The sequence below is a fragment of the Pseudomonas sp. GB2N2 genome, from assembly GCF_054897705.1.
The window spans coordinates 3,841,813-3,866,643 of the sequence record NZ_CM142701.1 but is presented as its reverse complement, the minus strand read 5'-3'; the positions used below and the strand labels follow the sequence as shown (position 1 = coordinate 3,866,643).

At 61.2% G+C, this 24,831-nt stretch carries 25 protein-coding genes and 2 pseudogenes; 9 read left to right on the top strand and 18 right to left on the bottom strand.

Annotation, left to right across the window (positions count from 1 at the left end; genetic code table 11):
* The first annotated feature begins 17 nt into the window (after positions 1 to 17).
* Both ACYZT4_RS17895 and ACYZT4_RS17890 read left to right on the top strand, forming a co-directional pair.
* Positions 18 to 488 (top strand): prepilin peptidase, encoded by a 471-nt coding sequence (locus ACYZT4_RS17895; protein ID WP_461981833.1) that lies wholly within the window; start codon positions 18 to 20, stop codon positions 486 to 488.
* A gap of 113 nt (positions 489 to 601) precedes the next feature.
* Positions 602 to 1,384: a response regulator transcription factor gene (locus tag ACYZT4_RS17890; RefSeq protein ID WP_461981831.1), complete on the top strand. Its 783-nt coding sequence runs from the start codon at positions 602 to 604 to the stop codon at positions 1,382 to 1,384.
* Between the two features lie 72 nt (positions 1,385 to 1,456).
* Here the strand turns inward: ACYZT4_RS17890 and ACYZT4_RS17885 are convergent, their stop codons facing one another.
* The 8 genes from ACYZT4_RS17885 to cpaB are packed head-to-tail and all read right to left on the bottom strand — an operon-like array spanning position 1,457 to position 8,959.
* On the bottom strand, positions 1,457 to 1,732 hold the full coding sequence (locus tag ACYZT4_RS17885) for a DUF3613 domain-containing protein (RefSeq protein WP_461981829.1): 276 nt from the start codon (positions 1,730 to 1,732) through the stop codon (positions 1,457 to 1,459).
* A 13-nt stretch (positions 1,733 to 1,745) separates the two neighbouring features.
* Positions 1,746 to 2,459 carry a hypothetical protein gene (locus tag ACYZT4_RS17880; protein ID WP_461981827.1) on the bottom strand — a complete coding sequence of 238 codons (714 nt, stop codon included), beginning with the start codon at positions 2,457 to 2,459 and terminating at the stop codon, positions 1,746 to 1,748.
* Positions 2,460 to 2,469: 10 nt separating this feature from the next.
* The gene (locus ACYZT4_RS17875) at positions 2,470 to 3,360 is read right to left on the bottom strand and encodes a type II secretion system F family protein (RefSeq protein WP_461981825.1); all 891 of its coding nucleotides are present in this window, start codon (positions 3,358 to 3,360) and stop codon (positions 2,470 to 2,472) included.
* Positions 3,357 to 4,241 (bottom strand): type II secretion system F family protein, encoded by an 885-nt coding sequence (locus ACYZT4_RS17870; RefSeq protein ID WP_461981823.1) that lies wholly within the window; start codon positions 4,239 to 4,241, stop codon positions 3,357 to 3,359. Before ACYZT4_RS17870 ends, ACYZT4_RS17875 begins: the two co-directional genes overlap by 4 nt.
* Before the next feature lie 10 nt (positions 4,242 to 4,251).
* Positions 4,252 to 5,532, bottom strand: a complete 1,281-nt coding sequence (locus tag ACYZT4_RS17865; RefSeq protein WP_461981821.1) for a CpaF family protein — start codon at positions 5,530 to 5,532, stop codon at positions 4,252 to 4,254.
* On the bottom strand, positions 5,529 to 6,725 hold the full coding sequence (locus tag ACYZT4_RS17860) for an AAA family ATPase (protein WP_461981819.1): 1,197 nt from the start codon (positions 6,723 to 6,725) through the stop codon (positions 5,529 to 5,531). Before ACYZT4_RS17860 ends, ACYZT4_RS17865 begins: the two co-directional genes overlap by 4 nt.
* Entirely contained in the window at positions 6,722 to 7,987 is a 1,266-nt protein-coding gene (locus ACYZT4_RS17855) for a type II and III secretion system protein family protein (protein ID WP_461981817.1), read from the bottom strand. The genes ACYZT4_RS17860 and ACYZT4_RS17855 overlap by 4 nt, the downstream gene beginning before the upstream one ends.
* Positions 7,988 to 8,008: 21 nt before the next feature.
* Complete coding sequence (cpaB, locus tag ACYZT4_RS17850; RefSeq protein ID WP_461981815.1) at positions 8,009 to 8,959, bottom strand: Flp pilus assembly protein CpaB; 951 nt, start codon at positions 8,957 to 8,959, stop codon at positions 8,009 to 8,011.
* 313 nt (positions 8,960 to 9,272) lie between these two features.
* Between cpaB and ACYZT4_RS17845 the strand changes: the two genes are divergently transcribed.
* Together ACYZT4_RS17845 and ACYZT4_RS17840 are read left to right on the top strand one after the other, a co-directional pair.
* Positions 9,273 to 9,482, top strand: a complete 210-nt coding sequence (locus ACYZT4_RS17845; RefSeq protein ID WP_461981813.1) for a Flp family type IVb pilin — start codon at positions 9,273 to 9,275, stop codon at positions 9,480 to 9,482.
* Between the two features lie 67 nt (positions 9,483 to 9,549).
* On the top strand, positions 9,550 to 9,960 hold the full coding sequence (locus ACYZT4_RS17840; protein ID WP_461981811.1) for a response regulator: 411 nt from the start codon (positions 9,550 to 9,552) through the stop codon (positions 9,958 to 9,960).
* A 197-nt stretch (positions 9,961 to 10,157) separates the two neighbouring features.
* Here the strand turns inward: ACYZT4_RS17840 and ACYZT4_RS17835 are convergent, their stop codons facing one another.
* Complete coding sequence (locus ACYZT4_RS17835) at positions 10,158 to 11,012, bottom strand: MaoC family dehydratase (RefSeq protein WP_461981810.1); 855 nt, start codon at positions 11,010 to 11,012, stop codon at positions 10,158 to 10,160.
* A 2-nt stretch (positions 11,013 to 11,014) separates the two neighbouring features.
* On the bottom strand, positions 11,015 to 12,367 hold the full coding sequence (locus tag ACYZT4_RS17830) for a 3-oxoacyl-ACP reductase (protein WP_461981808.1): 1,353 nt from the start codon (positions 12,365 to 12,367) through the stop codon (positions 11,015 to 11,017).
* A 114-nt stretch (positions 12,368 to 12,481) separates the two neighbouring features.
* Here ACYZT4_RS17830 and ACYZT4_RS17825 point away from each other — a divergent pair, with 114 nt between their 5' ends.
* Entirely contained in the window at positions 12,482 to 13,759 is a 1,278-nt protein-coding gene (locus ACYZT4_RS17825; RefSeq protein WP_461981806.1) for an acetyl-CoA C-acetyltransferase, read from the top strand.
* A 174-nt stretch (positions 13,760 to 13,933) separates the two neighbouring features.
* Positions 13,934 to 14,725, top strand: coding sequence for an AraC family transcriptional regulator (locus tag ACYZT4_RS17820; protein WP_461981804.1), 792 nt, complete (start codon positions 13,934 to 13,936; stop codon positions 14,723 to 14,725).
* A gap of 64 nt (positions 14,726 to 14,789) precedes the next feature.
* On the opposite strand, the pseudogene ACYZT4_RS17815 reads toward ACYZT4_RS17820, so the two are convergent.
* Together ACYZT4_RS17815 and ACYZT4_RS17810 are read right to left on the bottom strand one after the other, a co-directional pair.
* Positions 14,790 to 15,386 (bottom strand): annotated as a pseudogene (locus tag ACYZT4_RS17815) (methyl-accepting chemotaxis protein); the annotation flags it as partial.
* 309 nt (positions 15,387 to 15,695) lie between these two features.
* Positions 15,696 to 16,580 (bottom strand): annotated as a pseudogene (locus ACYZT4_RS17810) (cache domain-containing protein); the annotation flags it as partial.
* Between the two features lie 482 nt (positions 16,581 to 17,062).
* On the opposite strand from ACYZT4_RS17810, the gene ACYZT4_RS17805 reads away from it, so the two are divergent.
* On the top strand, positions 17,063 to 17,956 hold the full coding sequence (locus ACYZT4_RS17805) for a PA4780 family RIO1-like protein kinase (RefSeq protein ID WP_461981802.1): 894 nt from the start codon (positions 17,063 to 17,065) through the stop codon (positions 17,954 to 17,956).
* 88 nt (positions 17,957 to 18,044) lie between these two features.
* Here ACYZT4_RS17805 and cueR read toward each other — a convergent pair whose 3' ends face one another.
* From cueR to ACYZT4_RS17790, 3 genes are all read right to left on the bottom strand, one after another.
* Positions 18,045 to 18,458 carry a Cu(I)-responsive transcriptional regulator gene (cueR, locus tag ACYZT4_RS17800; RefSeq protein WP_461981800.1) on the bottom strand — a complete coding sequence of 138 codons (414 nt, stop codon included), beginning with the start codon at positions 18,456 to 18,458 and terminating at the stop codon, positions 18,045 to 18,047.
* Entirely contained in the window at positions 18,455 to 20,848 is a 2,394-nt protein-coding gene (locus tag ACYZT4_RS17795; protein ID WP_461981798.1) for a heavy metal translocating P-type ATPase, read from the bottom strand. Before ACYZT4_RS17795 ends, cueR begins: the two co-directional genes overlap by 4 nt.
* Positions 20,849 to 20,925: 77 nt before the next feature.
* A complete protein-coding gene (locus ACYZT4_RS17790; RefSeq protein ID WP_461981796.1) occupies positions 20,926 to 21,309 on the bottom strand; it encodes a hypothetical protein in 384 nt (127 codons plus the stop codon).
* A 148-nt stretch (positions 21,310 to 21,457) separates the two neighbouring features.
* Here ACYZT4_RS17790 and ACYZT4_RS17785 point away from each other — a divergent pair, with 148 nt between their 5' ends.
* Together ACYZT4_RS17785 and ACYZT4_RS17780 are read left to right on the top strand one after the other, a co-directional pair.
* The gene (locus tag ACYZT4_RS17785) at positions 21,458 to 21,655 is read left to right on the top strand and encodes a cation transporter (protein ID WP_461981794.1); all 198 of its coding nucleotides are present in this window, start codon (positions 21,458 to 21,460) and stop codon (positions 21,653 to 21,655) included.
* A 221-nt stretch (positions 21,656 to 21,876) separates the two neighbouring features.
* Positions 21,877 to 23,073, top strand: a complete 1,197-nt coding sequence (locus ACYZT4_RS17780) for a multidrug effflux MFS transporter (RefSeq protein WP_461981792.1) — start codon at positions 21,877 to 21,879, stop codon at positions 23,071 to 23,073.
* Between the two features lie 8 nt (positions 23,074 to 23,081).
* Here ACYZT4_RS17780 and ACYZT4_RS17775 read toward each other — a convergent pair whose 3' ends face one another.
* The 3 genes from ACYZT4_RS17775 to ACYZT4_RS17765 all read right to left on the bottom strand — a co-directional run bounded on the left by ACYZT4_RS17775 (position 23,082) and on the right by ACYZT4_RS17765 (position 24,734).
* Positions 23,082 to 23,252, bottom strand: coding sequence for a hypothetical protein (locus tag ACYZT4_RS17775; RefSeq protein ID WP_461981790.1), 171 nt, complete (start codon positions 23,250 to 23,252; stop codon positions 23,082 to 23,084).
* Between the two features lie 134 nt (positions 23,253 to 23,386).
* Entirely contained in the window at positions 23,387 to 24,400 is a 1,014-nt protein-coding gene (locus tag ACYZT4_RS17770) for a zinc-binding alcohol dehydrogenase family protein (protein ID WP_461981788.1), read from the bottom strand.
* A gap of 40 nt (positions 24,401 to 24,440) precedes the next feature.
* On the bottom strand, positions 24,441 to 24,734 hold the full coding sequence (locus ACYZT4_RS17765; RefSeq protein WP_461981786.1) for a putative quinol monooxygenase: 294 nt from the start codon (positions 24,732 to 24,734) through the stop codon (positions 24,441 to 24,443).
* Between the last annotated feature and the right edge of the window lie 97 nt (positions 24,735 to 24,831).

The window sequence follows — 24,831 nt, the reverse complement described above, 5'->3', positions numbered from 1 at the left end:
CGGACGTTTTTTACCGCATGCAGAGTTTTTTCCTACTGATCTGGCTGACGCTCTGCGCCGCGCAGGATATTCGAGAACGGCATATTGCCAATGCGCTGACCCTGGGTGCCGGGGTGTTGGCGCTGGGCTATCTGTGTTTGACCGGCGCCACCTGGCTGGGCGCTGATGCCGCGCAGGGCGGCGGGGCCTTTTTGCTGGCGCTGGCCTTTACCTTTCCGGGGTATGCGTTGCGACGGCTGGGCGCGGGGGATGTGAAATTAATGACAGCTTTGGGCCTTGCGACAGACGGTATGCACGTGCTCGGGACGTTTATCGGCGCAGGATTCGCCACCATTCTGTGGCTGCTGCTGGCGCCAAAAGTCTGGCCTTATATGAGTCAACGACTTAGTCATCATCTTCGATATCTGGAACCTGGAACGTCAAACAAGCAGCCATTTGCGCCTTTTGTGTTGACGGGTTTTTTGCTCACATTGGCTTGGATCCACTAATCGCTTGTTCATGTACAGAGTCAGAAAGTCCGTCTATTTTCAAAACAGCAGTTAGACAACCCTTGGCTGTCGTTACAGGGTGAGTCAGCCTTTGGCTTTGCAGGGAGTTGCATGTGAACAAGCCTACCTCCGCAATAAAAGTTCTGGTGGTCGATGATCAATCGCTGATCGTTGAAGAACTTTGTGAGTTTCTTGAAAGCCGTGGTTACCGTTGTGTGCCGTGTGAGTCCAGCCAGCAGGCGGTCGAGCGTTTCAGCGAGGACGCGGAGATTGGCCTGGTGCTGTGCGATTTGCACATGCCTGGCCTGGACGGAATTGAGTTGGTGCAGGAGCTGCAACGCTTGTCCGGCAAGCATCGGGTGTTCGAGGCAATCATGCTCACTGGGCGCGCGGACAAGCAGGACGTGATCAAGGCCCTGCGCGCCGGGATTGCCGATTACTATCAGAAGCCGATTGATCTGGATCAGATGCTCGAAGGCGTTCAGCGTCAGGAAGTGGCGTTGCAGGAACGGCAGAAGAGTGTGCAGCTGGGGCATCTGAATCAGAAGCTGCAGTTCCTTTCCGAATCGATCGATGATCTTTATCAGGATCTGGACAAGGTGCGGCGTAGTCCGCGGGTGGCGGAGGGTGCTGATGGCGAGTTCAGTGATCTGGACCGACTGGAGATTCCGGCGATTTTCAATCCGTTGTCGCCCCGGCAGCTGGATGTGGCGCGGTTGGTGGGCAAGGGGCAGACCAATTATCAGATTGCCTGTGAGTTGGGGATTACCGAGAACACGGTGAAGTTGTATGTGTCGCAGGTGTTGCGGTTGACGCATATGCATAACCGCACGCAATTGGCTTTGGCGCTTTCCCCCAATAATTCCGGGCTGCGCCAGCGAGTGACAGCTCACTAAAACTGCACTCGTTCCCACTGTAGGAGCCTGCTTGCTGGCGATGGCGGCCTGAGCGTCGCAAAAAATCCTCGATTACCCACCCGACCCACTGTCCACTTTTCCTCCCTGATCCTGATCAAAGAACTGCGGGATCGCATGCTCATAACTCTTCAGCCATCGCTGCATGCTCAATTCACGCTCCGTAGCGGTAGAAGTCTGGGGCTTCGTGGACGCCGCTTGATTGCGGCTTTGCAGTTGCAGCCAGCCCTCGGTTTCCTGTTGTTGCGGTGACGCAGGACCGGCGTCTATGGCGTGGACGGTAAAGGGCAAGGCCAGCAGGCCGAGGCAGCAGAGAACAGTGGTTTTCATCAACGCCATCTCCCTATTGGATTGTCGGTGCGACGACCGCCGCGACCTGGTTCGCAGCGGTCGAAACAGGTTTGCCCGCTGCCTTGAGTTTTTCTGCGCGGGCCTGGGCTTCAGTGACTTGGGCGGGGCTCAGGCCGAGGCGGCTCACGAGTTCGGCGGCGCGGCTCCAGTCGTCCTGGTAGATCAATAAGGTCACCAGGTTCAGTGCGGCCAGTGAGTCGCTTTGCTTGAGTTCAATCGCCGTCAGAAACTCGAAACGCGCATCCTCTACGCGCAGTTGATTGAGGTACACCACGCCGAGGTCGTTGCGAATTTTTTCGTCGGTGGGCGCCAGGCGTGCGGCCCGTTGCAAGTGGGCCTGGGCCTGGCCGTTGTCGCCCTTGGCGGCGGCGAGTTGGCCCAAGCCATGTTCGGCTTCGGCGGCCATGCAACTGCCGAGCAGGCTGCGGTACAACGGCTCGGCCTCGCTGCGGCCCAGCAGTCGATAGACCTTGGCCTTGCGCAGGCGCACATCGGCCAGGTTGTCCGGCAGGCTTTGCAGGTTGGCCAGGCTGGCGTGCAGTTTGCCGTCGTTGGCCATGTCGTCGGCCAGGCTCAGCGACAGTTGTTCATCGGAACTCAACTTGCCGCAACTGGCGGTGCTGGTCAGGGCACTCCAGGGCGTCTGGCCGTTGCTCGCGCAGCCGCTCAGCAGCAGCAGACTCAAACCGGCAATCAATGCTTTCATCAGGTCCCCTCTAAGAAGCAAAGGCACGGGCCAGGGCAGTGAAGCCCGGGCCGGCCAGCACAATCAACAACGCCGGGAAGAGAAACAGCATCATCACGACGGACATTTTGGCGGACATTTTCGAGATGTATTCCTGCAGGCGTGTCAGGCGTCGGTCATCCAGCAATTGCTTGAGTGCCAGCAGGGATTTCATCGCGCCACCGCCCTGATGAAGCAACTGCTGAAGGATCACGCAGGTGTCGGTGATTTCCTCCACGGCCAGCAAGCGACTGGCCTTGTTCAACTCATCTCCCAGCTCCAGGCCTGAATCGACTCGGGCCAGCACCAGGCGCAATTCGTGGGTCAGCGCCGGCAAAATCTGTCTGCCTTCGTTGCTCAACACCCGCAGTGATTGCTCCACGGCCATCCCTGACTCAAACAGAATTCGCAACAGTGGAATGAACGTGGAAATCTCGATTGCCAGTTGTTTTTGCCGACGTTTGGCGGCAGCGGCCAGCAGACGTTTGGGTAGCAGGTAACCGATACCGGTGGCGAAGCCCGGGCCGATCCAGTGGTTTTCCACCTGCGGGAAAAACAGGCTCTGGATCAGAAGACTCAGGGCCAGCGCCAGCACCGGCGCGCCCACCTGCAACGCCGCGAACAACGAGCGTCGCCGCGCGCTGCGCCAGCCCAGACGGTTGAGCAAGGTTTGGGTTTCATTGTCCAGGTTGACCGAGCGCTGGCCGATCCGGCTGCTGCCCAGTGCTTGCATCCAGTGCCCCACGCGGTTGTCACCCAGCGGTTTACCGTCCAGCCGTTGCGCCACTTGCCGAACCCGTCGACGTTGTTCCAGCAAGCCGCTGAGCAGTAAAACCCCGGCCCCGAGAAACAGCAGTGCGCTAATCAGCAGAGGAATTTTCATACGCTGCGCAACATGCGCCAGAGCGCGAGGCTGCCCACCACCTGCAGACCAAACGCGGTGGCGAGCATGTTCCGCCCCGAGTGGTCGTTCCACATGGCCAGCAAGTAATGCGGGTTGGCCAGCAAAAAGTAGCCGGCCAGGCAGATCGGCAGCAACCCCAAGACCCAGGCGGTCACTCGGGTTTCACCGGTCATGGCGCGCAGTTGGCGCGCCGCTTGTTCGCGCTCGCGGATCATCTTGATCAGGTTCTCCAGCAGTTCGCTGGCGTTCCCGCCATAGCGGTGATTGACCTTCAAACCGAGGGCGAACAGCCGCAGTTCATCCCGTTCATACAACTCGGCGAGGTCAGTGGCGGCGTCCGGCAGGCTGACGCCCAATTGCACGTTGCGCTGCACCCGGCCCATGGCATTCTTCAACGGCTCTTCGGCGGTTTCGACAGCGCCGAGCACCGCATCGGCCAGGGTTCGCCCGGACTTGAGGCTGCGCACCGTATGATCGAGCAACTGCGGCAATTGTTCGATCATGCGCCGAAGCCGACGTTGATAACGCCAACTGACATACAGCCGCACGATTACGGGCGGTACCAGCAGCAACACCAGCGCGCCGATCCAGCTGCCGACGACAAAACCGAGGACGATGCCCACCACCCACAGCGTCAGCCATAAGCCGATGCGTTCAGTGGGGCGGCCGAGGCCGGCGCGTAAAAAGGCCCGTTCCAGACCGGTCCAAGAGGATTTCTCGACCGCCAGTTCGGGTTGGCCGTGAGCCAGGCGCCCCAGCACCCGATCAGTGCCGGACTGGCGCGTGGCGCGATAGAACAGGCGCACCGACAGCCCGAACAACCCCAGGCAAATGAGCGCGAGCAACAGCGGTTTGAGCATGCCGTGGCCCTCAGTACGTCGATGGAGATATCGCCGACTCGCGGCGCAGTTTGTCGCCGGCGGGGTTGACCGCCTCGCGCAGAAAACCGAAACCGCCGCGTCGGTCGAAACGGAACAGCGTGTTGGTGACGTAGACGTCGTCGCGGATGCCGATTACCTCCACCACCTCGCTGACACAGCGCCGGCCGTCGGGCAGGCGCGTCAGCTGAATCACCACGTCCAGCGCCGCGCAGATCATTTGCCGCAGGGTGCGTTCGGCGATGGTGCGACCGGTCAGGCCCACCAGCGTTTCCAGACGTAACAGCGCATCCTGGGCGTTGTTGGCGTGCACCGTGCTCATCGAACCGTCGTGGCCGGTGTTCATCGCCGTGAGCACGTCGACCACTTCGACGCCGCGAATCTCGCCGAGGATGATCCGGTCGGGGCGCATCCGCAGGGCGTTGCGGATCAGGTCGCTGGATTTCACCTCGCCATGCCCCTCGGCATTAGGCGGACGGGTTTCCAGGCGCACCACGTGCGGATGGCCGAGTTGCAATTCGGCGATGTCCTCGATGGTGACCAGGCGTTCGTGCGGGTTGATCAACTGACTGAGGATGTTCAGCAAGGTGGTCTTGCCGGTGCCGGTGCCGCCGCTGATCAGAATGTTGCAGCGCTTGGCCACGGCTTCCTGAATGAAATCGAAGATCGCCTGGTCGATGGTTTGCATCGCCATCAGGTCAGTGCTTTTGAGCATGTCCTTGCGGAATTTTCGAATCGACAGGCACGGGCCATCGAGGGCAATCGGCGGAATGATCGCGTTGACCCGGCTGCCATCCGGCAGGCGCGCATCGACCATCGGCGAAGACTCATCGAGTCGTCGTCCCAGCGGCGCAAGAATGCGCTGCATCACACGCTCGACGTGGTGCGCATCGATAAACCGCAGGTCGCTCTGATGCAGAACGCCGTCACGCTCGATGAACACCCGGTGCGGGCCGTTGACCAGAATCTCGGTCACCGCCGGGTCGCGCAGCAGCACTTCCAGCGGACCGAAACCGGTGAGCTCATCGACGATTTCTTCGGCAAGGCGCTCCATTTCATAGCGGGAAATCGCCAGGTGCAGGCGGGCGATGTACTCCGCGACTTTGTCGATGACGAATTGCGCCAGCACTTGCCGCGAGCCTTCCAGCAGGTTTTTCCCGGACTCTTCGATGGCGTCGATGATGTAGCGGTGCAGCACCAGTTTCAGTCCCTCGTGGTCCGAGTTGCCAGACGTTGTGCGCACCGGCGCGCCAAACAGTTTTTCGCCGTTCATTGCGCGCCCCTCAAGCGTTCGAACCAGCCCGCCTTGGGCTTGGCGAGGCCTTCGGAGCGTTTGGCCAGGCGTTCGCCAAGGGCGCGCAGGCTTTGGGTCAGCCCTTCGCGCGGGGCCAGTTCGAACAGGGTCACGCCCTGGTTTTTGGCGTTGAGGCGCACTTCCGGGCTGTAGGCGAGGGTGGCGATGACCTCCATGCCGAAGGTCTTGGCGAGGGTGTCGACGTCCGGCGCAACGTTGCGCAGGTAGCGGTCCACGAGTAATTTGGCGTGGTCGAGTTTCATGCCTTTCTCGCGCCAGGCATTCAGTACGGCCAGGTTGCGGCGGCAGTCGAGCACGTTCTGGTCGGTGTACCACAACAGCTTGTCGCAATGGCTGACGAAGGTGCGCAACGCTTCGCTGTCGGGCTGTCCGGTGAGGTTCACGACGATGTGCTGGAAGTGCTGGCGCAGGGCGCTGAGCAACATGTACAACTCGGCGGCGCTGGTGTGTTCCAGCGGCTCATCGTGGCTGGCGTAGGCGAGAATCCGCAGCCCGGCGGTGCAGTGGGTGAAGGCGCTATCGATCAGCGTGGCATCGAGGCGGCGCAAATGGCGCAAGGCATCGCCGAAATGAAACGAGCTTTCCAGACCCAGCAACGCCAGGCTGTCGCCGCGCGGCAGGCCGAGGTCAAGCAACAGTGTCTGCTGGCCGCTCTTCTGCACGACCTGCGCCATGTGGTTGGCCAGCAGCGCGCCGTCGGCATTGCTCTGCACACCGTAAAGCACGGTCAAACCGCCCAGTAATGTGTTGGACGCCACGGGGGGCAGGCGTTTGCTCAGCCGTCGCACCAGGCCGGACACTTCGCTGGAGCGCGAACCATACGCCACGAAATCCCGCGCCCCGGCACGCATGGCGTTGAGCACTAATTGATTGTCCATTCCATCGCCCAGCGCGACGATCGCCAGCATCGGCTTGGCTTCCAGCGCGCCTTCGATCAACGCGCTTTGGGCGACCACGTGTTCACGATCAAGACCGACGAACACCAGGCTGGCGAAGGTCACGTCCACCAGCGCCAACAGTTCGTCGAGGCTGCCGCCACCGGCGCTGACCACTTGGCCCAGCGGGGCGAGGGCGCCTTGCAGCCACTCAAGATCGGTATTGTTGCGCGTGATCGCGAGGAAGGTCTGACTCAGGATTTGACTCTGGCTCATTGCGATAACCCACTGCGTTTATCGAAGTTACCGTTTTCAAGGAAGTACAGGCGATACCAGTTCGGGTCGTAGTTGCGCAGCTTTTCCCCGGGCAACGAAGGCAATTGGGCGTTGGCGGCCAGCGGCTGGACCAGGTGCGGCGTGACGATCATCAGCAGTTCGCGCTCTTCGCGGTTGACCTGCGAGTTGCGGAAGAACGCGCCAAGAATCGGGATGTCGCCCAGCCCCGGGAATTTGCTCACTTGCGAGGCGTTGTGGGTGCTGATCAAACCGCTGATGACGAAGCTCTCGCCATCCGCCAGCGAGATACTGGTGTCGGTGCGGCGAATGGTGAACGCCGGCACCGTGGTGCCGCCGATGGTCACGCCGTTGTTGTAATCCAGCTCGCTCACCTCGGGCGCTACTTTCAGGGCGATGCGGTCGTTGCTGACCACGGTTGGCGTGAGGGTCAGGCGAATCCCGAATTCCTTGTATTCGATCGAGTAACTGTTGCTGTTGGCGCTGGGGACCGGGATCGGGATTTCACCGCCGGCCAGGAAACTCGCGCTCTGCCCGCTGAGGGCCACCAGGCTCGGTCGCGCCAAGGTGTAGGCGAACCCGCTGCCTTCCAGCGCATTGATGATGCCGAGGAAGTTGCCGCCGCCGAAGACGATGTTGAAGCTGTCGTTGAGCAACGGGATGCTCGGCACTGCAATGCGCGGGTCGATGTTGAACAGTGGCAGCACGCCGGGCGTGACGAAGGTATTGGGCACCGTGCCGGGGGAGCCGAACAGGAAGTTGTTCGAGCTCTTGCCGAAAATCGAGGTGCCGGCCTGTTTCAGTTTGGTGCGGCTGACTTCCACGAAGCGAATATCGGTCTGCACTTGCGACGGCAGCGGTGGCTCATTGGACGGCAGTGGCGTGGCGCTGGTCATCGCCGCCGTGGCCCGGCCTTGCACGAAGATCATGCTCTGCCGAGGTGCGCTGGCGCACGCCGTCCAGACCATCAGGCTGGTGGCGCCGGGGGCCATGCCGGTGAGCAGGAAGGCCTGATTACCGTTGACCCGCACGTCGGCGATTTTCGGATCGCCGACGGCCACTCGAGTGATCGCCACCGGTGATTGCAACTCCTGCTGCAGCCCTTCACCCACTTGCAACACCGCCGGCAACGGCGCGAGCGCGGCGCAATTGCCGGCAGCGGCAACGGTCGCCGTGAGCGGCAATCCGCTCAACAATGAGACCCAGAGCAGGCCTTGGAACATGGGCATGGAACGTCTGCGCATTTAGATGCGTCCTTGCTCGACTCAGGGAGTTTGTTGGGTGATTTCGTTGCCGCGAATGACTTCCACGCCCGACTTGCGCGGTGCTGCGACGCTGGCTGTAGCGGTGGCGAGCGGTTTGGGCGGGGCCGTCATGGCCAGTTGATTGAACTGGATCAGTTCGCGGTTGGCGCTGGCGAGGTTGGACGATGACTCGGTGTCGCCAGCCCAGTAACGCGACAGGCGTTTCTCATCGGCACTGCGCACGGCCAGGCGCAACACCCCGGCCTGGGTCGCGAGCATCAGGCGACTGACGAGCGCTTCGGGCACAGCGAGCAACACGGTCCGGGCGCTGGTCCGCGATTGCTCCTGCTTGAGCTGCTCTTCGGTACTGCGCGCCGGGCTGGCGGGTTGGCCGTCGTTGGTCAGGCCCAATTGCTCGCCAACGCCGAGGACGCGCAAGGCCGGAAGCACCCGTTGCGCCGAGGACTGCGGGTTGTTGGCGTCCATGCGCAGAAACAGCAGCACGTCGACGTAATCCCCCGCTTTCAATTGCCCGCCGACATTGGTCACTTCATCCACGGCCACGGCGATGGCGCGTTCATCGGGACGAATCATTCGCGCCAGTTTGCTGCCGGATTCGAAGCTTTCCTCATTGAGCCAACTGCCGGCGCTCAGGGCGCGCCAGGTCGTGTGCCCCACGGCTTGATCAAGACGGGTGAGGCTGCCGGCCGGGACGATCGCGAGTTTTTCCAGGGTGACGTCGGCGGCGCTGATCTGCTCGAACGGGGCGACGTCACGCAGCAGGACGACCACCGGATGACGCGTCGGGTCTTCGACGGCGACGGTCTGGGTGGTCGGCGCGGGTGTGTTGCTCTCGGTTTGCGCAACGGGTTCGGCGACGGGTTGGCGGCTCAGCGTGAGGCCCCAATAACCGACAACGATGGCGCCCACCAGCAGCAAACCGGCAAGGCCCAGGGTGACGCGACTGTTCATGAAGGCTCTCCCTTTCCTGCTGCTTAAACAACCCCGTCCTATCCAACGAGACAACTTCTCAAACGGCAGCAATAAACTTGAACTATTTCGCTATTGGACGGTAGCGCAGCTAGAGCAAAACGCCATTACCGGTCTGAAAATTTATCTATAAGGGCGCAGATCACGGGTTTTTTGACGTCAACGAAAGGGCTAATACTTTAGTGATAATTCTTTTTTACAGTTGTTGGGACGGGGTTTGGCGTCAATGCTGATGCTGGCATAGGGGAATCACGTTGCGTCCATGCAACACCCGTCGTCATCAAGGAGAAACGTCATGGCCTTTCGCAAGCTGACTCAGAAGATCAAATCCGAAATCGCGTTTTACATCAATCTGGCGAAAGACACTGAGGGCGCTTCGGGTATCGAATACGCGATTATTGCCGGGATGGCGGCGGTCGCTCTGGCGGCGTTCATGGCGCCGATCTCGAGTGCAATTACCACGATTTTTACGACCATCAAGGCAGCGCTGGTTCCGGCGCCTTGATCACGCAATTTGCTAACTTGCCGGAGTGGTCCTAACGTCATCGCTTAGTCCATCGCAGGAAAACTCCATGACTGTTCTCACACTCCCTCGCCAACAACTTCTGCTGGTCGATGACGAAGAAGATGCGTTGCTCGAACTGGCGGAGTTGCTGGAGGGCGAGGGCTTTCATTGTCTGACCGCTACGTCGGTGAAACTGGCGTTGCATCATTTGACTCGGCACCCGGACATCGCGCTGGTGATCACCGATTTGCGCATGCCGGAAGAGAGCGGGATGTCGTTGATCAGGCGTCTGCGCGAGCACACCTCCCGGGAGCATTTGCCGGTGATTGTGACGTCGGGGCATGCGGACATGGAGGACGTGAGTGACATGCTGCGTTTGCAGGTGCTCGATCTGTTTCGCAAGCCGATTTATCACGTTCGGTTGTTGGAGACGCTGAATAATCTGTTTCCTCAGCCTCGGATGAATTTGGTCGGTTAATGGTATAGGTGCATGGCTTGCCCCCGAAGGCCTCCCAATAACACTGCACTCTCCAGAATCCTTCGCCAGCAAGCACACCGCGGCCCCTGTAGGAGCTGGCTTGCCAGCGATGGCGTCCTCGAGCACCCCGCTGCATCCGGATTTTTTCGCCGGCAAGCCGGCTCCTACTCGGATTTGTGTTATTTGCAGAGTGGGTGTCAGGCCACCGGCCGCCAGTGGCCGACCATATGCTCCAGGTCCCCCGCGCCGACCAACTGAAAATCCCCACTCGACCCCGCCACACTGGCGAGCGATGTCACCTCGCTCGGCAGGCGTACCGGTTTGCGAAATTGAACCGCAATCTCGACATTGGCGGTCGGCAAGTGATTGCTCAGCGCTGCCAGTGTCCGTGCCTTATTCCACAGCCCATGGGCAATGGCGGTCGGGAAGCCGAACAGTTTGGCGCTCACCGCACTCAGGTGAATCGGGTTGTAGTCGCCGGACACCTTGGCGTACTGCCGGCCAATGTCCGCCGGTGCTTTCCAGCGGGTGACTTCGATCAGTGGCATTGACGATGCGAGCACCTCCTCAACCGGCTCACCGTCTGGTTTCACTTCGCGGCAAAGCATGCGGCTTTCAGCTTCCCACAGCGGACCCAATTGATCGTCGAGCGTCGTCACCAGATCGAACGTCGCCCCCTTGGCGTGAGGTTGCAGATTCTGCACTTGCACGCTGACCCGCGCGCGATTCACCCCGCCCATGGGCCGCAACACGCGGATGCGGTTGCTCAGGTGAATCAGCCCTAGCAGCGGAAACGGAAAGTCTTTGGCGGTGAGCAATTGCATCTGCAACGCAAACGCAAGGATGTGTGGGTAGGTCGGCGGCAGCAAACCGTTGTCGGCAAATTCGCAGACGTTGCGATAAGCCGCCAGGCGCTGCGGATCGACATCGACCCAGCAGCGCAGACCCGAATCCGGTAGCGTGGTGCCGGTGATCTTGCGTCGCGTCGCGGCCTGCACGTACAACCCGGGCAGGCTCGGTTCGCGATTGAGTGTGTGCCAGTCGGTGGTCATCACTAAGCCCCCAGAACACTTTGCCCACACACCCGCAGCGCTTGCCCGGTGAACGCTCCGGTGCCCGGTTGCGCCAACCACGCCACCGCTTCGGCCACGTCTTGCGGCAGACCGCCCTGGCCCAGCGAACTCATGCGGCGGCCGGCTTCACGCAGGGCAAACGGAATGTGCGCGGTCATTTGCGTCTCGATGAATCCCGGTGCCACCGCATTGATGCTGATCCCGCGCTGGTTCAGCAACGGCGCCCAGGCTTCGGCCAGGCCGATTAACCCGGCCTTGCTCGCCGCGTAATTGGTTTGCCCGCGATTGCCGGCGATGCCGCTGATGGACGCCAGCAGAATCACCCGGCCGTTGTCGCGCAAGGTGCCGCTGTCGAGCAATGCCTTGGTCAGCACTTGCGGGGCATTGAGATTGACCGCGAGCACCGCGTCCCAGAATTCCGGGGTCATATTGGCCAGGGTTTTGTCGCGGGTGATGCCGGCGTTGTGCACCACGATATCGATGCCGTCAGGCAGGTGCTCGATAAGTTGCGCAGCGGCATCCTCGGCGCAAATATCCAGTGTAATGCTGCGCCCGCCAAGGCGTGCGGCGAGTGCGTCGAGATCTGTCTTGGCCGGTGGCACGTCGAGCAGAATCACGTCCGCGCCGTCACGGGCCAGGGTTTCGGCAATCGATGCGCCGATCCCGCGGGCCGCACCGGTGACCAGCGCCTTGCGGCCCGCCAGCGGACGCGTCCAGTCGGTCACCGGCGTGGTGCAGGCGTCCAGGCAAATCACTTGCCCGGAGACGAAGGCACTTTTTGGCGAGAGGAAAAATCGCAGCGGACCTTCCAGTTGATCCTCGGCGCCTTCACCGACGTGGATCAGTTGCAAGGTGCCGCCGCTGCGCAACTCCTTGGCCAGCGAACGACTGAAGCCTTCAATCGCACGTTGCGCACTGGCCGCAAACGGATCGCTCAACGTCTGCGGCGTGCGCCCGAGAATGACCAGGTGCGCCGAGCTGTCGAGGTTTTTCATCAAGGGTTGAAAGAACTCGCGCAGCTGCTTGAGCTGGTCGGTGTGCACCAAATCACTGGCGTCGAACACCACGGCTTTGAGCTTGGGGCCATGGCCGGGAATCCACGCCGCGGCCAGGGAAGGATCGGCGCCGTAGCTGTAAATCGCATCGGTCAGGCGATTGGCGAAGGCACTGACTTTTTCCGCCAGCGGCCCGCCACCGATCAGCAGCGCCCCTTCGACCGGACGCAACTGGCCTGCCTGCCAACGTTCCAGGCGCACCGGCGACGGCAGACCCAAGGCACCGACCAGGCGATGGCCGATGGACGAATTGGCGAAGTCGATATAGCGGTCAGACATGGAACGCGCTCCAGCAGCTGGGGTTCAAAGTGTGGACCACGAATGGCAATCAGTCGTTCGATCCGCGAGATAAGGCCTACGCTTGGTCTGTGGATTTTTCATCAGGAGCTTTTCATGACTCAACTGCGCCGCGTCGCGATTATCGGCGGTAACCGTATTCCCTTCGCCCGCTCCAACGGGCCGTACGCCACCGCGAGTAACCAGGCGATGCTCACCGCAGCGCTCGAAGGCCTGATCGAGCGTTTCAACCTGCACGGTTTGCGCCTGGGCGAAGTGGCGGCGGGCGCGGTGCTCAAGCATTCCCGGGACTTCAACCTGACCCGCGAATGCGTGCTCGGCTCACGGCTGTCGCCGACCACCCCGGCGTATGACATTCAGCAGGCGTGCGGCACCGGCCTCGAAGCGGCGTTGCTGGTGGCGAATAAAATCGCCTTGGGCCAGATCGAGTGCGGCATTGCCGGCGGCGTTGACACCACGTCCGACGCGCCGATCGGTATCAACGAAGGTTTGCGCAAAATTCTCTTGCAGGCCAATCGCGCCAAGACCACCGCCGACAAACTGAAAACCTTCCTGCAATTGCGCCCGGGTCATCTCGTCCCGCAATTCCCGCGCAACGGCGAGCCGCGCACCGGCCTGTCGATGGGCGAGCACTGTGAATTGATGGCGCAAACCTGGAACATTCCGCGCGCCGAACAGGATCAGCTGGCGCTGGAGAGCCACCAGAAACTGGCGGCGTCCTACACTGAGGGCTGGCACAACGACCTGATGACGCCGTTCCTCGGACTGACCCGCGACAACAACCTGCGCCCGGACTTGACCCTGGAAAAACTTGCGTCGCTCAAACCCGCTTTCGAGAAAAGCGCCAAAGGCACCCTGACCGCCGGCAATTCCACGCCGCTCACCGACGGCGCCTCGTTGGTGCTGTTGGGCAGTGAAGAGTGGGCGAAGGAACGCGGCTTGCCGATCCTGGCGTATTTGCGTGACGGCGAGGCGGCGGCGGTGGATTTCGTCAACGGCGCCGAGGGGCTGTTGATGGCGCCGGTGTACGCGGTGCCGCGATTGCTGGCGCGTAACGGCCTGACCTTGCAGGACTTCGATTACTACGAAATCCACGAAGCCTTCGCCGCCCAAGTGCTGTGCACGTTAAAGGCCTGGGAAGACCCTCAATACTGTAAAACTCGCCTGGGCCTCGACGCGCCACTGGGTTCCATCGACCGCAGCCGCCTTAACGTCAAAGGCAGTTCGCTGGCGGCGGGGCATCCGTTTGCGGCTACCGGTGGGCGGATTGTGGCGAACCTCGCCAAGCTGCTGGATGCGGCTGGGAAGGGCCGAGGACTGATTTCGATTTGTGCCGCAGGCGGGCAAGGCGTCACCGCCATCATCGAACGCTGATGATTTGACTGGATGAAACCGGGAACTTGTAGGAGTGAGCCTGCTCGCGATGGCGGTGTGTCAGTCAAAGAATGTGTCGACTGATATACCGCCATCGCGAGCAGGCTCACTCCTACAGGGGAGCTGTGGTGTTAAGGTTGATTCATTAGCCACCCCGCGACACAAGGCCTATCAATGCCGACTAACGGACAACTTTCCCTCGAACGTTCGATCCCCGCCCTGACCGCGCTGCCGCGCCCACTCTATGCCCGGGCGGAAAGCCTGACCGCTGGTTCGTGGACGCCGTCTCACCGACACGATTGGGTGCAGTTTTCCTACGCGATCAGTGGCGTTCTCGGGGTTCACACCGCTGAGGGCAGTTTCTTCGCGCCGCCGCAGTGGGGCATCTGGATTCCGGCCGATGTCGAGCATCAGGTCGTGACCTCAATGCGCGCCGAGATGCGCAGCCTGTACGTGCGCCGCGAAGATTGCCGGTGGGCGGACGATCGTTGTCGGGTGCTGGAAGTGACCCCGCTGGCTAGGGAGTTGATCAAGAGCTTTTGCCTGCTGCCCGTGGAGTACGCGCAAGGTGACAGCCCGTCAGCGCGATTGGTGAGTGTGCTGCTGGACCAGTTGGCAAACCTGCCCGAGGTCGGTTTTTCGCTGCCGTTGCCACGCCATACGCGGTTGCTGGGTTTGTGCAACGAGTTGATCGAAAGCCCGGAGCAAGTGGTGACGCTGCAGGAGTGGGCGGGACGCCTGGGTACCTCGGAAAAAACCCTGATGCGCCTGTTTCAGCGGGAAACCGGCTTGAGTTTTCGCGGCTGGCGGCAGCGCATGCGGTTGCTGTCGTCGCTGAGTTTGCTGGAGGAAGGCGACAGCGTGACCAATACCGCGCTGGCGTGCGGGTATGATTCGACGTCGGCGTTTATTGCGGCGTTCAAAGGGTTATTTGGGTTTACGCCAGGGGAATTGTTTCGGCAGTAGCACCGCACATCAGATGTGGGAGCGAGCAAGCCCGCTCCCACACGTGATGTGCGGCATACCAAAATCAGGTGCGGAAACGACGAACCAGACCATCCAGCTCATTCGACAATCCAGCCAGGCTCTGCGAATCCAGCCGCGCCGAGTTCGCCAGTTCCGCCACCAACTGCGCATCGCCATGGATCTGGCTGATGTGCCGGTTGATGTCTTCTGCCACCTGATGCTGTTGCTCGGCTGCCGTAGCGATCTGGGTGTTCATGTCGCGGATCACGTCCACCGATTCGCGAATCTGCCCGAAGCTGCTGCGCGCTTCGCCGATGCGGGTCACCGATTGCTGGGACACTTCCAGGCTCGCGTGCATCTGCTGAGTCACCTGGCTCGTGCGTTTGGCGAGGTTGCCGAGCAGGCCGTCGATTTCCGCCGTGGAATCGGCCGTGCGTTTGGCCAGTGCCCGCACTTCATCCGCCACCACCGCAAAACCGCGACCCTGTTCACCGGCCCGTGCGGCTTCGATGGCAGCGTTCAGCGCTAACAGGTTGGTCTGCTCGGCGATCGATCGAATGGTCCCGAGAATCGATTGAATGTCATTGCTGTCACGTTCCAGCTGTTGCATCGACTGCGCCGACTGTTCGATCTCCTGGCTCAGGCGATCAACGCTGGTCACTGCCGCGTCGATCTGCTGCTGGCCTTCACGGGCCTGACGCTGACCGCTGTCGGCCGACTCGGCGGCCTGACTGCAAGAGCGCGCGACTTCGTTGGCGGTGGCGACCATTTCGTGGAACGCGGTGGACACCATGTCCACGGCTTCACGTTGGCGCCCGGCCGCTTCGGCCATGTCGCTGGAGACCTGGGTCGAACTCTTGGAGGTGGCGAGAATTTTCGTCGCGGCGCCGCCGATGCTTTGAATAAGGTTACGAATCGCCGCCAGGAACTGGTTGAACCAGCTGGCCAGTTGCGCGGTTTCATCGCTGCCACGAATCTGCAGGTTCTTGGTCAGGTCGCCTTCACCCTGGGCGATGCCTTCCAGACCGCTGGCGACGCTGCGAATCGGCCGTACGATCACGCTGGCGAAACTGGCGCCGACGATGGCGAAGATCACGGCCAGCACGGCGGCGATGATGGCGATCAACCAGGTCAGCTGGGTGGCCGAGCTCATCACGTCGCTCTGCTTGATCAGACCGACAAAGGTCCAGCCCAGCTGCTCCGACGGCCAGACGTTGGCCATGTAACGCTCGCCGTTAAGCTCGACTTCCACCAGGCCTTTGCCGGCCTTGGCCAATTGCGCGTAACCTTCGCCGAGGCTGCTAAGCGCCTTGAAGTTATGTTCCGGTTGCTTCGGGTCGACCAGCACGGTGCCGGTGTTTTCCAGGAGCATCAGGTAGCCGGTGTCGCCCAGTTTGATCTGCTTGACGATTTCTGTGAGCTGCTTGAGCGTCACGTCGATGCTGACCACGCCGCCGTTGGTGCCCAACGTGTTGTCGATGGTGCGCACGGTGCTGACGTAGGTCGCATCGTCCTGGGCCCAGTAGTAGGCCTCGGTGCGAAACGGCTTGCCCGGTTTGGCTTGGGCCGCCTTGTACCACGGGCGCTGGCGCGGGTCGTAGTTGTTCAGCTTGGCATCGTCGGGCCACGACACATAACCGCCAGCGGCGGTGCCGAGGATCGCATAGGCGTAGGACGGGTGACTGTTGCCCAGGTTCTGCAGGAGGCTGAAGACTTGTTTGTCCGACTCGCCCTGCGGGATGGTCTCGGCGTTGGCGCTCATGTAGGTCTTGAGGCTGGCGTCGGAGTTCTTGATCAGCGGTTGGCTGGCCAGGTAGTCGACGTTCTGGCTGATGCCGTCAAAAAACAACTGCATGGCGTTGCTGACCTGGCGAATCTCGCGTCCGCTGCTGTCGACGAAATTTTCTTTGGCATCACTGCGCAGGTTCAGCACAACGAGGGTGGCGACCAGCACCACGGGCAAGCAGGCGATGATTGCAAACGCCCACGTCAACTTCTGTTTGATGTTCATCCGCGCTCCAGATTTTCTTGTAGGCCCACGCAGTGCAGATGACTCGCGGAATTATTGGCAGCCGTAAATGCTTGAGTTGATCCCGGTCCCTTGGGTGCGCCATCGTTGTGTGTCGGAACGATCGTCGGACAATTCATTTTGTTACTGAAGACTTCGGCTGTCGGAGGAGGAAATTGAGGGCTATTGGAAAAAATCCTACGAAGGGTACGCATGGGTAGGTCGGACTCTGTCGTAAATCGTCGGCAACCCCTCCCCCGATTGCGTGGATTGCCGTATAACGAATGACTTTCGCGTGTTCGGTAATAAAGGACCCACAATAAAAGCTGATGAAGACTCCAAAACGCATTGAACCCCTGATCGAGGACGGTCTGGTCGACGAGGTGCTGCGCCCACTCATGAGTGGTAAAGAAGCAGCTGTTTATGTGGTGCGCTGCGGTAACGAGCTACGTTGCGCGAAGGTCTACAAGGAGGCGAATAAACGCAGTTTCCGCCAGGCGGCCGAGTATCAGGAAGGCCGCAAGGTGCGCAACAGCCGGCAGGCCCGGGCCATGGCCAAGGGCTCCAAGTTCGGCAAGAAAGAGACCGAGGACGCCTGGCAGAACGCCGAAGTGGCGGCGTTGTTCCGTCTCGCCGGTGCTGGCGTGCGAGTTCCAAAGCCTTACGACTTCCTTGAAGGCGTGCTGCTGATGGAACTGGTGGCCGACGAATACGGCGATGCTGCGCCGCGCCTGAACGACGTGGTGCTGGAGCCGGATCAGGCGCGCGAATATCACACGTTCCTGATTTCCCAGATCGTGCTGATGTTGTGTACCGGTCTGGTGCACGGTGACCTGTCCGAGTTCAACGTGCTGTTGACGCCGACCGGCCCGGTCATCATCGACTTGCCCCAGGCGGTCGACGCGGCGGGCAACAACCACGCGTTCACCATGCTGGAGCGGGACGTCGGCAACATGGCCTCCTACTTCGGGCGGTTTGCGCCGGAGTTGAAGAAGACCAAGTACGCCAAGGAAATGTGGGCGCTTTACGAAGCCGGCACCTTGCACCCGGCCAGCGTGTTGACCGGTGTGTTCGACGAGCCGGAAGAGTTGGCGGATGTTGGCGGGATCATGCGCGAAATCGAGGCGGCACGCCTCGACGAAGAGCGTAAGCAAGCGGTCCGCGCGGCAGATGACGCGCCACCGAACAAAACCGAAGAACCGCCTCCACCCTGGATGCAGTGATCGGATAAAAAAACCTGGCTTCGGCCGGGTTTTTTTTGGGGCATTGTTTTGAAACCGCATGGGCGTCCGTACATTCAATATCAACGCGTCAGGCACGCACCGGTGCCGAGCAACACCCCGACTCAAGATTCTTGAGAATCGGGCAATCCGGGCGATGATCGCCCTGGCAGTGCTCGACCAGATCCTGCAGCGTGTCACGCAACTCGCCGAGTTCGCGGATTTTCCGGTCCAGCTCGTCGATGTGCTGACGGGCCAGCGCCTTCACATCGGCGCTCGCCCGTTGGCGGTCCTGCCAGAGGGTCAGCAGTTTGCCGACCTCTTCCAGGGAAAACCCCAAGTCCCGCGAACGCTTGATGAACGCCAGCGTGTGCAAATCCTGATCGCCATACAGCCGATAACCGCTGTCAGTGCGATTGGCCGCCTTGAGCAGACCGATGGATTCGTAATAACGGATCATCTTCGCGCTCAGGCCGCTGACGCGGGCCGCTTGGCCGATGTTCATCGGTTATCCTCCAGATCCTTGGGTTTCCAGGTTTTCAACAGTAGCGCATTGCTGACCACGCTGACGCTCGACAATGCCATCGCCGCACCGGCCAGCACCGGGTTGAGGAAACCGAAGGCGGCCAGCGGAATGCCGATCAGGTTGTAGACGAAGGCCCAGAACAGATTCTGACGAATCTTCGCGTAGGTCTTGCGGCTGATCTCCAGTGCCGCCGGCACCAGACGCGGGTCGCCGCGCATCAAAGTGATACCGGCCGCGTGCATGGCCACGTCGGTGCCGCCGCCCATGGCGATACCGATGTCGGCGGCAGCCAGGGCCGGGGCGTCGTTGATGCCGTCGCCGACCATCGCGACCACGCCGGTTTTCTTCAATTCGGCGACGGTGGCGGCTTTGTCGGCCGGCAGCACTTCGGCGTGCACATCGGTGATGCCCAGCGCCTCGGCGACCACTTTGGCACTTCCGCGATTGTCGCCGGTCAGCAAATGGCTGCTGATGTGGCGGGCGCTGAGTTGTTGCACCGCTTGCAGCGCGCCGGATTTGAGGGTGTCGCCGAAGGCGAACAAGCCCAGCACTGTCGGTTGCGGAGTTTGCTCGATCAGCCAGGACAGGGTCCGGCCCTCGGTTTCCCAGGCAGTGGCGGCTTCAGCCAATGGACCGAGGCCCAGACCACTTTCTTCCAGCAATCGGCGATTGCCCAACGCCAACCGCCGACCGTCGAGCGTGCCGGCAATGCCACGACCCGTCAGCGATTGACTGTCGCTGACATCCGCCACGGCCAAACCGCGCTCGGCGCACGCATCCAGAACGGCCTTGGCCAGTGGGTGTTCACTGCCGCGTTGCAGGGCGCCGGCCTGTTGCAACAGAGCGGCTTCGTCGCCGTCGATGGCGCTCAGATGGGCGATGCGCGGCGCCCCGGAAGTCAGCGTGCCGGTCTTGTCGAACACCACGGCGCTGACTTCATGCGCGCGTTCCAAAGCTTCCGCGTCCTTGATCAGAATCCCGTAGCGCGCCGCCACGCCGGTGCCGGCCATGATTGCGGTTGGCGTTGCCAGGCCGAGGGCGCAAGGGCAGGCGATCACCAGCACCGCGACCGCATTGATCAGCGCCGTTTCGATAGACGCGCCGTACAGCCACCAACCGATCAGGGTCGCCAATGCGATCAGCAGCACCGTTGGCACAAAGACCTGGCTGACTTTATCCACCAGTTTCTGGATCGGCGCTTTCGCGGCCTGGGCGTCTTCCACCAGACGGATGATGCGCGCCAATACCGTTTCCGCGCCCAAGGCCTGGGTGCGCACCAGCAGTCGGCCTTCACCGTTGATGGCGCCGCCGGTGACCTTATCGCCAGGTTGTTTCGGCACCGGCAGGCTTTCGCCGCTGATCAGCGCTTCGTCGGCGTGGCTCTGGCCTTCGATCACTTCGCCGTCCACCGGAAAACGTTCGCCGGGTTTGACCAGCACCAGATCATTGAGGCGCAAGGCGCTGATGGCGACGTCTTGCTCGCGACCGTCGATCACTTGGATGGCCCGCTCGGGACGCAAGGCTTCGAGGGCGCGGATGGCACTGGCGGTCTGACGTTTGGCACGGCTCTCCAGGTATTTGCCCAGCAGCACCAACGCGATCACCACGGCAGAGGCTTCGAAATACAGATGCGGCATGCGCCCCGCGGCGGTGGCCCATTCGTAGAGGCTCAAGCCATAGCCGGCGCTGGTGCCGAGGGCGACCAGCAGGTCCATGTTGCCGGCACCGGCGCGCACGGCTTTCCAGGCAGCGACATAAAAGCGCGCGCCGAAGATGAATTGCACCGGCGTCGCCAGCGCGAATTGCGCCCATGTCGGCAACATCCAGTGCACGCCGAACGGTTGCAGCAGCATCGGCAACACCAGCGGCACGGCGAGGGCGATGGCCATGATCAGCACCCAGCGCTCACGGTGCAGGCGCTGTTGTTGAGTGTCGGTTTGTGGGTGTTCGGCTTCCCAGACGCTGGCGTTGTAGCCGGCCTTGGTCACGGCGCCGATGAGAGTTTGGGGATCGATCTGCCCGAGCAGTTCGAGGTGGGCGCGTTCATTGGCCAGGTTGACGCTAACGCTCTTGACCCCCGGCACTTTCGCCAGTGCCCGTTCGACCCGGCCGATACAGGACGCGCAGGTTATGCCGTCGATGCTCAATTCCAGGCTCTGTTGCGGCACGCTGTAACCGGCTTGCTGCACCGCGTCCATCAACGCCGGCAGGCTGTCGCTCGGCGCCTGCACCCGCGCCTGCTCGGTGGCAAGGTTGACGCTGACGGCGGAGGCGCCGATGACTTTGCTCAAGGCACGCTCGACACGCCCGACGCAACTGGCGCAGGTCATGCCGGCAATCGGCAGATCGAAAGTGGTGGATTCGGACATGGGTCGCGCTCCTGTAGTGGATGACTGCAGGATCAACCTTGCCATGTTGGCAAGGTCAAGCGCTATTTACAGGCGACTCAATACTCGAGGGCGGCGGGCTTGAGGTACATCCCTTCCTGCGTCATCGCGATCCTGAACTTCAACACGTCCCCGGCCTTGAGCATGATGTTCTGCGATCCCGGCGCCAGCATCCCCGGATTGCACCCCGGCGCCTGACCCGGCAGCAGTTTCAATCGCAGCGACACATTGCCCGGTGGCAGATTGAATGAAGTGCTCTGCTCCTGAAACAGCCGTGCCGACAGTTGATCCTGGATATACACGCCGATTTCGCAGTTGGTTGACACTTCCAGCCGCTCGCGGGAAATGATCAGCACGCCGTAATCCTCCCCGGCAGCATTGACCGAGGGCACGGCGGCGAAAAGGCTGAGCAAGCCAAACAGGCTGAGAGCTGACCAGCGCATGGCTGAATCTCCTGAGATCGAATAGTTGATGCACGCAGCTTGGCCGACCGCGGCGCCGATTGCCAGCCCGGCAGTTTGTTTAAGAACTTGACCTTGCCATGGTGGCAAGCTCGACACTGCTCGCAATCTCACTCAAAGGAGTCATCCCATGCAAGTATTTAACGTTCAAGGCATGTCCTGCGGTCATTGCGTCAAAGCCATCACTCAAGCGGTCCAATCCAGGGACCCGGCGGCCAACGTACGGGTTGATCTGGCGGCACAGGAGGTTGGCGTCGAGAGCGCGCTGACCGTGGATCAGGTGATAGCGGCGATCGCTGAAGAAGGCTACGAAGTCAAAATAGCCTGAAATCCCAACACAGATCCCTGTAGGAGTGAGCCTGCTCGCGATTGCGGTGTGTCAGTTCACCTCATTCCTGACTGACACACTGCCTTCGCGAGCAGGCTCGCTCCTACAGGGGATTGCATTTAGCCTGCGGTTTTTAATAGTTAGCGAGCTATCGGAATGTTCAATGTGTCGCTGCGCGGCTAAACTGTCGGGCTGCTGACTTCAGTCTTACTGGATGCCCGATGAATTTCCGTACCATTTTGATACTTGGCGCCCTCAGCGCTTTTGGGCCGCTGGCGATCGATTTCTACTTGCCCGCGTTTCCGGCCATTGCCCAGGCGTTTGGTACTGATGAACAACACATTCAACTGACCCTGGCGGCGTACTTCCTCGGTTTGTCCATGGGTCAGCTGATGTACGGCCCGGTGGCGGACCGGTTTGGCCGGCGCGTTCCGTTGCTGGTGGGCGTCGGTCTGTTCACCGCTGCCTCATTGGCGTGCGCCTATGCGCCTAACCTTGAATGGCTGCTCGGCGCGCGTTTCATTCAGGCGCTGGGCGGTTGCGCGGGGATGGTGATTGCCCGGGCGATCGTCAGTGACAACTGCGATGCGGTGGGCTCGGCGAAAGTTTTTTCACAGCTGATGCTGGTCATGGGCCTGGCGCCGATTCTCGCGCCGATGCTCGGCGGATTGCTGGTCAATACCACAGGCTGGCAGTCGATCTTCCTGGTACTGACCGGTTTCAGTGCCTTGGCGGGGCTGGCCGTGGCGCTCGGTTTGCCGGAAAGCATGCCCGCCGACATGCCACGTCAGCCGCTGTCGGGCGCGCTGCGCCAGTATGCGCGTCTGGTGTCGGACCCGATTTACCTCGGCCACGCGCTGACCGGCGGCATCGCTATTGCCGGGATGTTTGCCTACATCGCCGGTTCGCCGTTCGTCTTCATCAAACTCTACGGTGTCCCGGCCGAGCACTTCGGCTGGTTGTTCGGCACCAATGCGGCGGGATTCATTCTGGTCGCGCAAGTCAACGCGCGCTTGCTGGCCAAGCGTGGGCCGGCGTTCTTGCTGGCGCGTGCCGTCTGGGTTTACCTGGCAGCCGGCTTGACGTTGCTCGCCGTCAGTTCGCTGCACACCGAACGACTCTGGCCACTGCTGATTCCGCTGTTCATCTGTATCGCCAGCCTCGGTTGCATCCTGCCCAACGCTTCGGCTTGCGCGATGAACGGGCAGGGCTCCCGGGCCGGCAGTGCTTCAGCGATGCTCGGTTGTCTGCAATTCAGCGTCGCCGCCGGAGCCGCTTCGCTGGTAGGGATTTTGTACGATGGCAGCGCCATGCCGATGGCCATGGTCATCAGCCTGTGCGGGATTCTGGTGGTGAGCGTAGCGATGCTCACCCGGCGTTTGCAAAATGCCCGGACATTGGCACGAGCCCAAGTCTGAGAAAGGCCTCAGCCCACAGCGCGCTGCTGATGGGCGGGGATCTGATGAGGAGCGTGCAATCGCGCTTCGAGGGTTCGGGTGAAGGCGCGCGCTTCGGCTTCGCTGCGGAATGTCACGGCGTGCTGATCCAGGCGGACCTGCCACTGGGAAGTTGCCACTTCTTTTATCAGGATCTTCATTGCTGACCTCCTTCAGTAAAAGATTGCATCGCAGAGCCCTCGATTGTAGACCTGAATACGACCGCTATCATGACAACGGTCAACCTTCGGACTGACGGCGTCGTCCTTGCGGACGACACTTGTATCAATGTATTTCAGAAACCCTCCAGCACAATCTTGCCCTTGGACTTGCCACTCTCCAGCAGCGCGTGCGCACGGCGCAAGTTCGCCGCATTGATCGTTCCGAAATGCTCGCCGACCGTGGTTTTCAGCGTCCCCGCGTCAATCAGCCCAGCCACGCGATTGAGCAATTTATGCTGTTCTATCATGTCCGGCGTTTCGAACAGCGAGCGGGTGTACATGAACTCCCAATGCAGCGACAGGCTCTTGCGCTTGAGCTTGGTTACGTCCAGCGCTTTCGGGTCGTCGATCAGCGCCAGTTTGCCTTGTGGTGCCAGCGCCTCGATCAACTGATCCAGATGCTGATCGGTTTGAGTCAGGCTGGCGACGTGAGTCACTTGTGCGACGCCAGCACGTTTCAGTTCTTCGCTCAGCGGCTGGCTGTGATCGATCACCAGGTCGGCGCCCAATTCACGCACCCAACTCTGGGTTTGCACACGGGACGCCGAGCCGATGACTTTCAGCCCGGTGAGCTGGTGAGCCAGTTGCGTGAGAATCGAACCGACGCCACCGGCCGCGCCGACGATCAACAGGCTCTGGCCTTCATCGGTTTTACCTTCGCGCACTTGCAGGCGCTCGAAGAGCAATTCCCACGCAGTGATCGCCGTCAGCGGCAGCGCCGCGGCGTCGGCGAAACCGAGGGTTTTCGGCATATGGCCGACGATCCGCTCGTCCACCACGTGCAGCTCGCTGTTGCCGCCGGCGCGGGCAATGGAGCCGGCGTAAAAAACCTTGTCGCCGGCCTTGAACAACGTCACTTCGCTGCCGACTGCTTTGACCACGCCGGCCACGTCCCAGCCCAGCACTTTGGCCGCGCCGTCTTCCGGCTGGACATTCTGGCGGACCTTGGCGTCCACCGGGTTGACCGAGATGGCTTTGACTTCTACCAACAGGTCACGCGGACCAGCGGCCGGCTCCGGCAACTCGATGTCTTGCAGGGATTGCTCGTCGCTGATCGGCAATGAGCTGTAGTAGGCAATGGCTTTCATAAGGATTTCCAAACGGTAATAAACGGTAATACAAGAAGGATCAAGCCACGGAGCGCAGGCGCTTGAGATCGAAGTGTTCAAGAAAGTCACCGGCCTTGGCGCGAAAGTGCTGGATGTGTGCGCTCGCATCATGGGCTTGCAGGGCTTCGTCGCTGGCCCATTGTTCAATCATGTAGAAGGCCAGCGGATTGGCCAGGTCCTGATGCAGATCGTATTGACCACAACCGGCCTCGGCGCGGGTCGGCTCCAGCAGCGCACGCAGATGCTGTTCAAGTGCGTCATGGTGGCCGGCTTTGGCGATCAGGGTGGCGATGGCGGTAAATGGCTGGGACATGTTGGACTCCGGAGGCGGGGTGATTTCGATGGGCAGATGATTGGCTATTTCTCTGCAAGATAAAACCCGCTAAAAGAGCAGTCTCTTTCAATGTTTT

Excerpts from the sequence above, each read along its gene's own strand:
- ACYZT4_RS17895 (WP_461981833.1), top strand. The coding sequence starts at position 18 with ATGCAGAGTTTTTTCCTACTGATCTGGCTGACGCTCTGCGCCGCGCAG.
- ACYZT4_RS17885 (WP_461981829.1), bottom strand. The coding sequence starts at position 1,732 with ATGAAAACCACTGTTCTCTGCTGCCTCGGCCTGCTGGCCTTGCCCTTT.
- ACYZT4_RS17880 (WP_461981827.1), bottom strand. The coding sequence starts at position 2,459 with ATGAAAGCATTGATTGCCGGTTTGAGTCTGCTGCTGCTGAGCGGCTGC.
- ACYZT4_RS17875 (WP_461981825.1), bottom strand. The coding sequence starts at position 3,360 with ATGAAAATTCCTCTGCTGATTAGCGCACTGCTGTTTCTCGGGGCCGGG.
- ACYZT4_RS17870 (WP_461981823.1), bottom strand. The coding sequence starts at position 4,241 with ATGCTCAAACCGCTGTTGCTCGCGCTCATTTGCCTGGGGTTGTTCGGG.
- ACYZT4_RS17865 (WP_461981821.1), bottom strand. The coding sequence starts at position 5,532 with ATGAACGGCGAAAAACTGTTTGGCGCGCCGGTGCGCACAACGTCTGGC.
- ACYZT4_RS17860 (WP_461981819.1), bottom strand. The coding sequence starts at position 6,725 with ATGAGCCAGAGTCAAATCCTGAGTCAGACCTTCCTCGCGATCACGCGC.
- ACYZT4_RS17855 (WP_461981817.1), bottom strand. The coding sequence starts at position 7,987 with ATGCGCAGACGTTCCATGCCCATGTTCCAAGGCCTGCTCTGGGTCTCA.
- cpaB (WP_461981815.1), bottom strand. The coding sequence starts at position 8,959 with ATGAACAGTCGCGTCACCCTGGGCCTTGCCGGTTTGCTGCTGGTGGGC.
- ACYZT4_RS17845 (WP_461981813.1), top strand. The coding sequence starts at position 9,273 with ATGGCCTTTCGCAAGCTGACTCAGAAGATCAAATCCGAAATCGCGTTT.
- ACYZT4_RS17840 (WP_461981811.1), top strand. The coding sequence starts at position 9,550 with ATGACTGTTCTCACACTCCCTCGCCAACAACTTCTGCTGGTCGATGAC.
- ACYZT4_RS17835 (WP_461981810.1), bottom strand. The coding sequence starts at position 11,012 with ATGACCACCGACTGGCACACACTCAATCGCGAACCGAGCCTGCCCGGG.
- ACYZT4_RS17830 (WP_461981808.1), bottom strand. The coding sequence starts at position 12,367 with ATGTCTGACCGCTATATCGACTTCGCCAATTCGTCCATCGGCCATCGC.
- ACYZT4_RS17825 (WP_461981806.1), top strand. The coding sequence starts at position 12,482 with ATGACTCAACTGCGCCGCGTCGCGATTATCGGCGGTAACCGTATTCCC.
- ACYZT4_RS17820 (WP_461981804.1), top strand. The coding sequence starts at position 13,934 with ATGCCGACTAACGGACAACTTTCCCTCGAACGTTCGATCCCCGCCCTG.
- ACYZT4_RS17805 (WP_461981802.1), top strand. The coding sequence starts at position 17,063 with ATGAAGACTCCAAAACGCATTGAACCCCTGATCGAGGACGGTCTGGTC.
- cueR (WP_461981800.1), bottom strand. The coding sequence starts at position 18,458 with ATGAACATCGGCCAAGCGGCCCGCGTCAGCGGCCTGAGCGCGAAGATG.
- ACYZT4_RS17795 (WP_461981798.1), bottom strand. The coding sequence starts at position 20,848 with ATGTCCGAATCCACCACTTTCGATCTGCCGATTGCCGGCATGACCTGC.
- ACYZT4_RS17790 (WP_461981796.1), bottom strand. The coding sequence starts at position 21,309 with ATGCGCTGGTCAGCTCTCAGCCTGTTTGGCTTGCTCAGCCTTTTCGCC.
- ACYZT4_RS17785 (WP_461981794.1), top strand. The coding sequence starts at position 21,458 with ATGCAAGTATTTAACGTTCAAGGCATGTCCTGCGGTCATTGCGTCAAA.
- ACYZT4_RS17780 (WP_461981792.1), top strand. The coding sequence starts at position 21,877 with ATGAATTTCCGTACCATTTTGATACTTGGCGCCCTCAGCGCTTTTGGG.
- ACYZT4_RS17775 (WP_461981790.1), bottom strand. The coding sequence starts at position 23,252 with ATGAAGATCCTGATAAAAGAAGTGGCAACTTCCCAGTGGCAGGTCCGC.
- ACYZT4_RS17770 (WP_461981788.1), bottom strand. The coding sequence starts at position 24,400 with ATGAAAGCCATTGCCTACTACAGCTCATTGCCGATCAGCGACGAGCAA.
- ACYZT4_RS17765 (WP_461981786.1), bottom strand. The coding sequence starts at position 24,734 with ATGTCCCAGCCATTTACCGCCATCGCCACCCTGATCGCCAAAGCCGGC.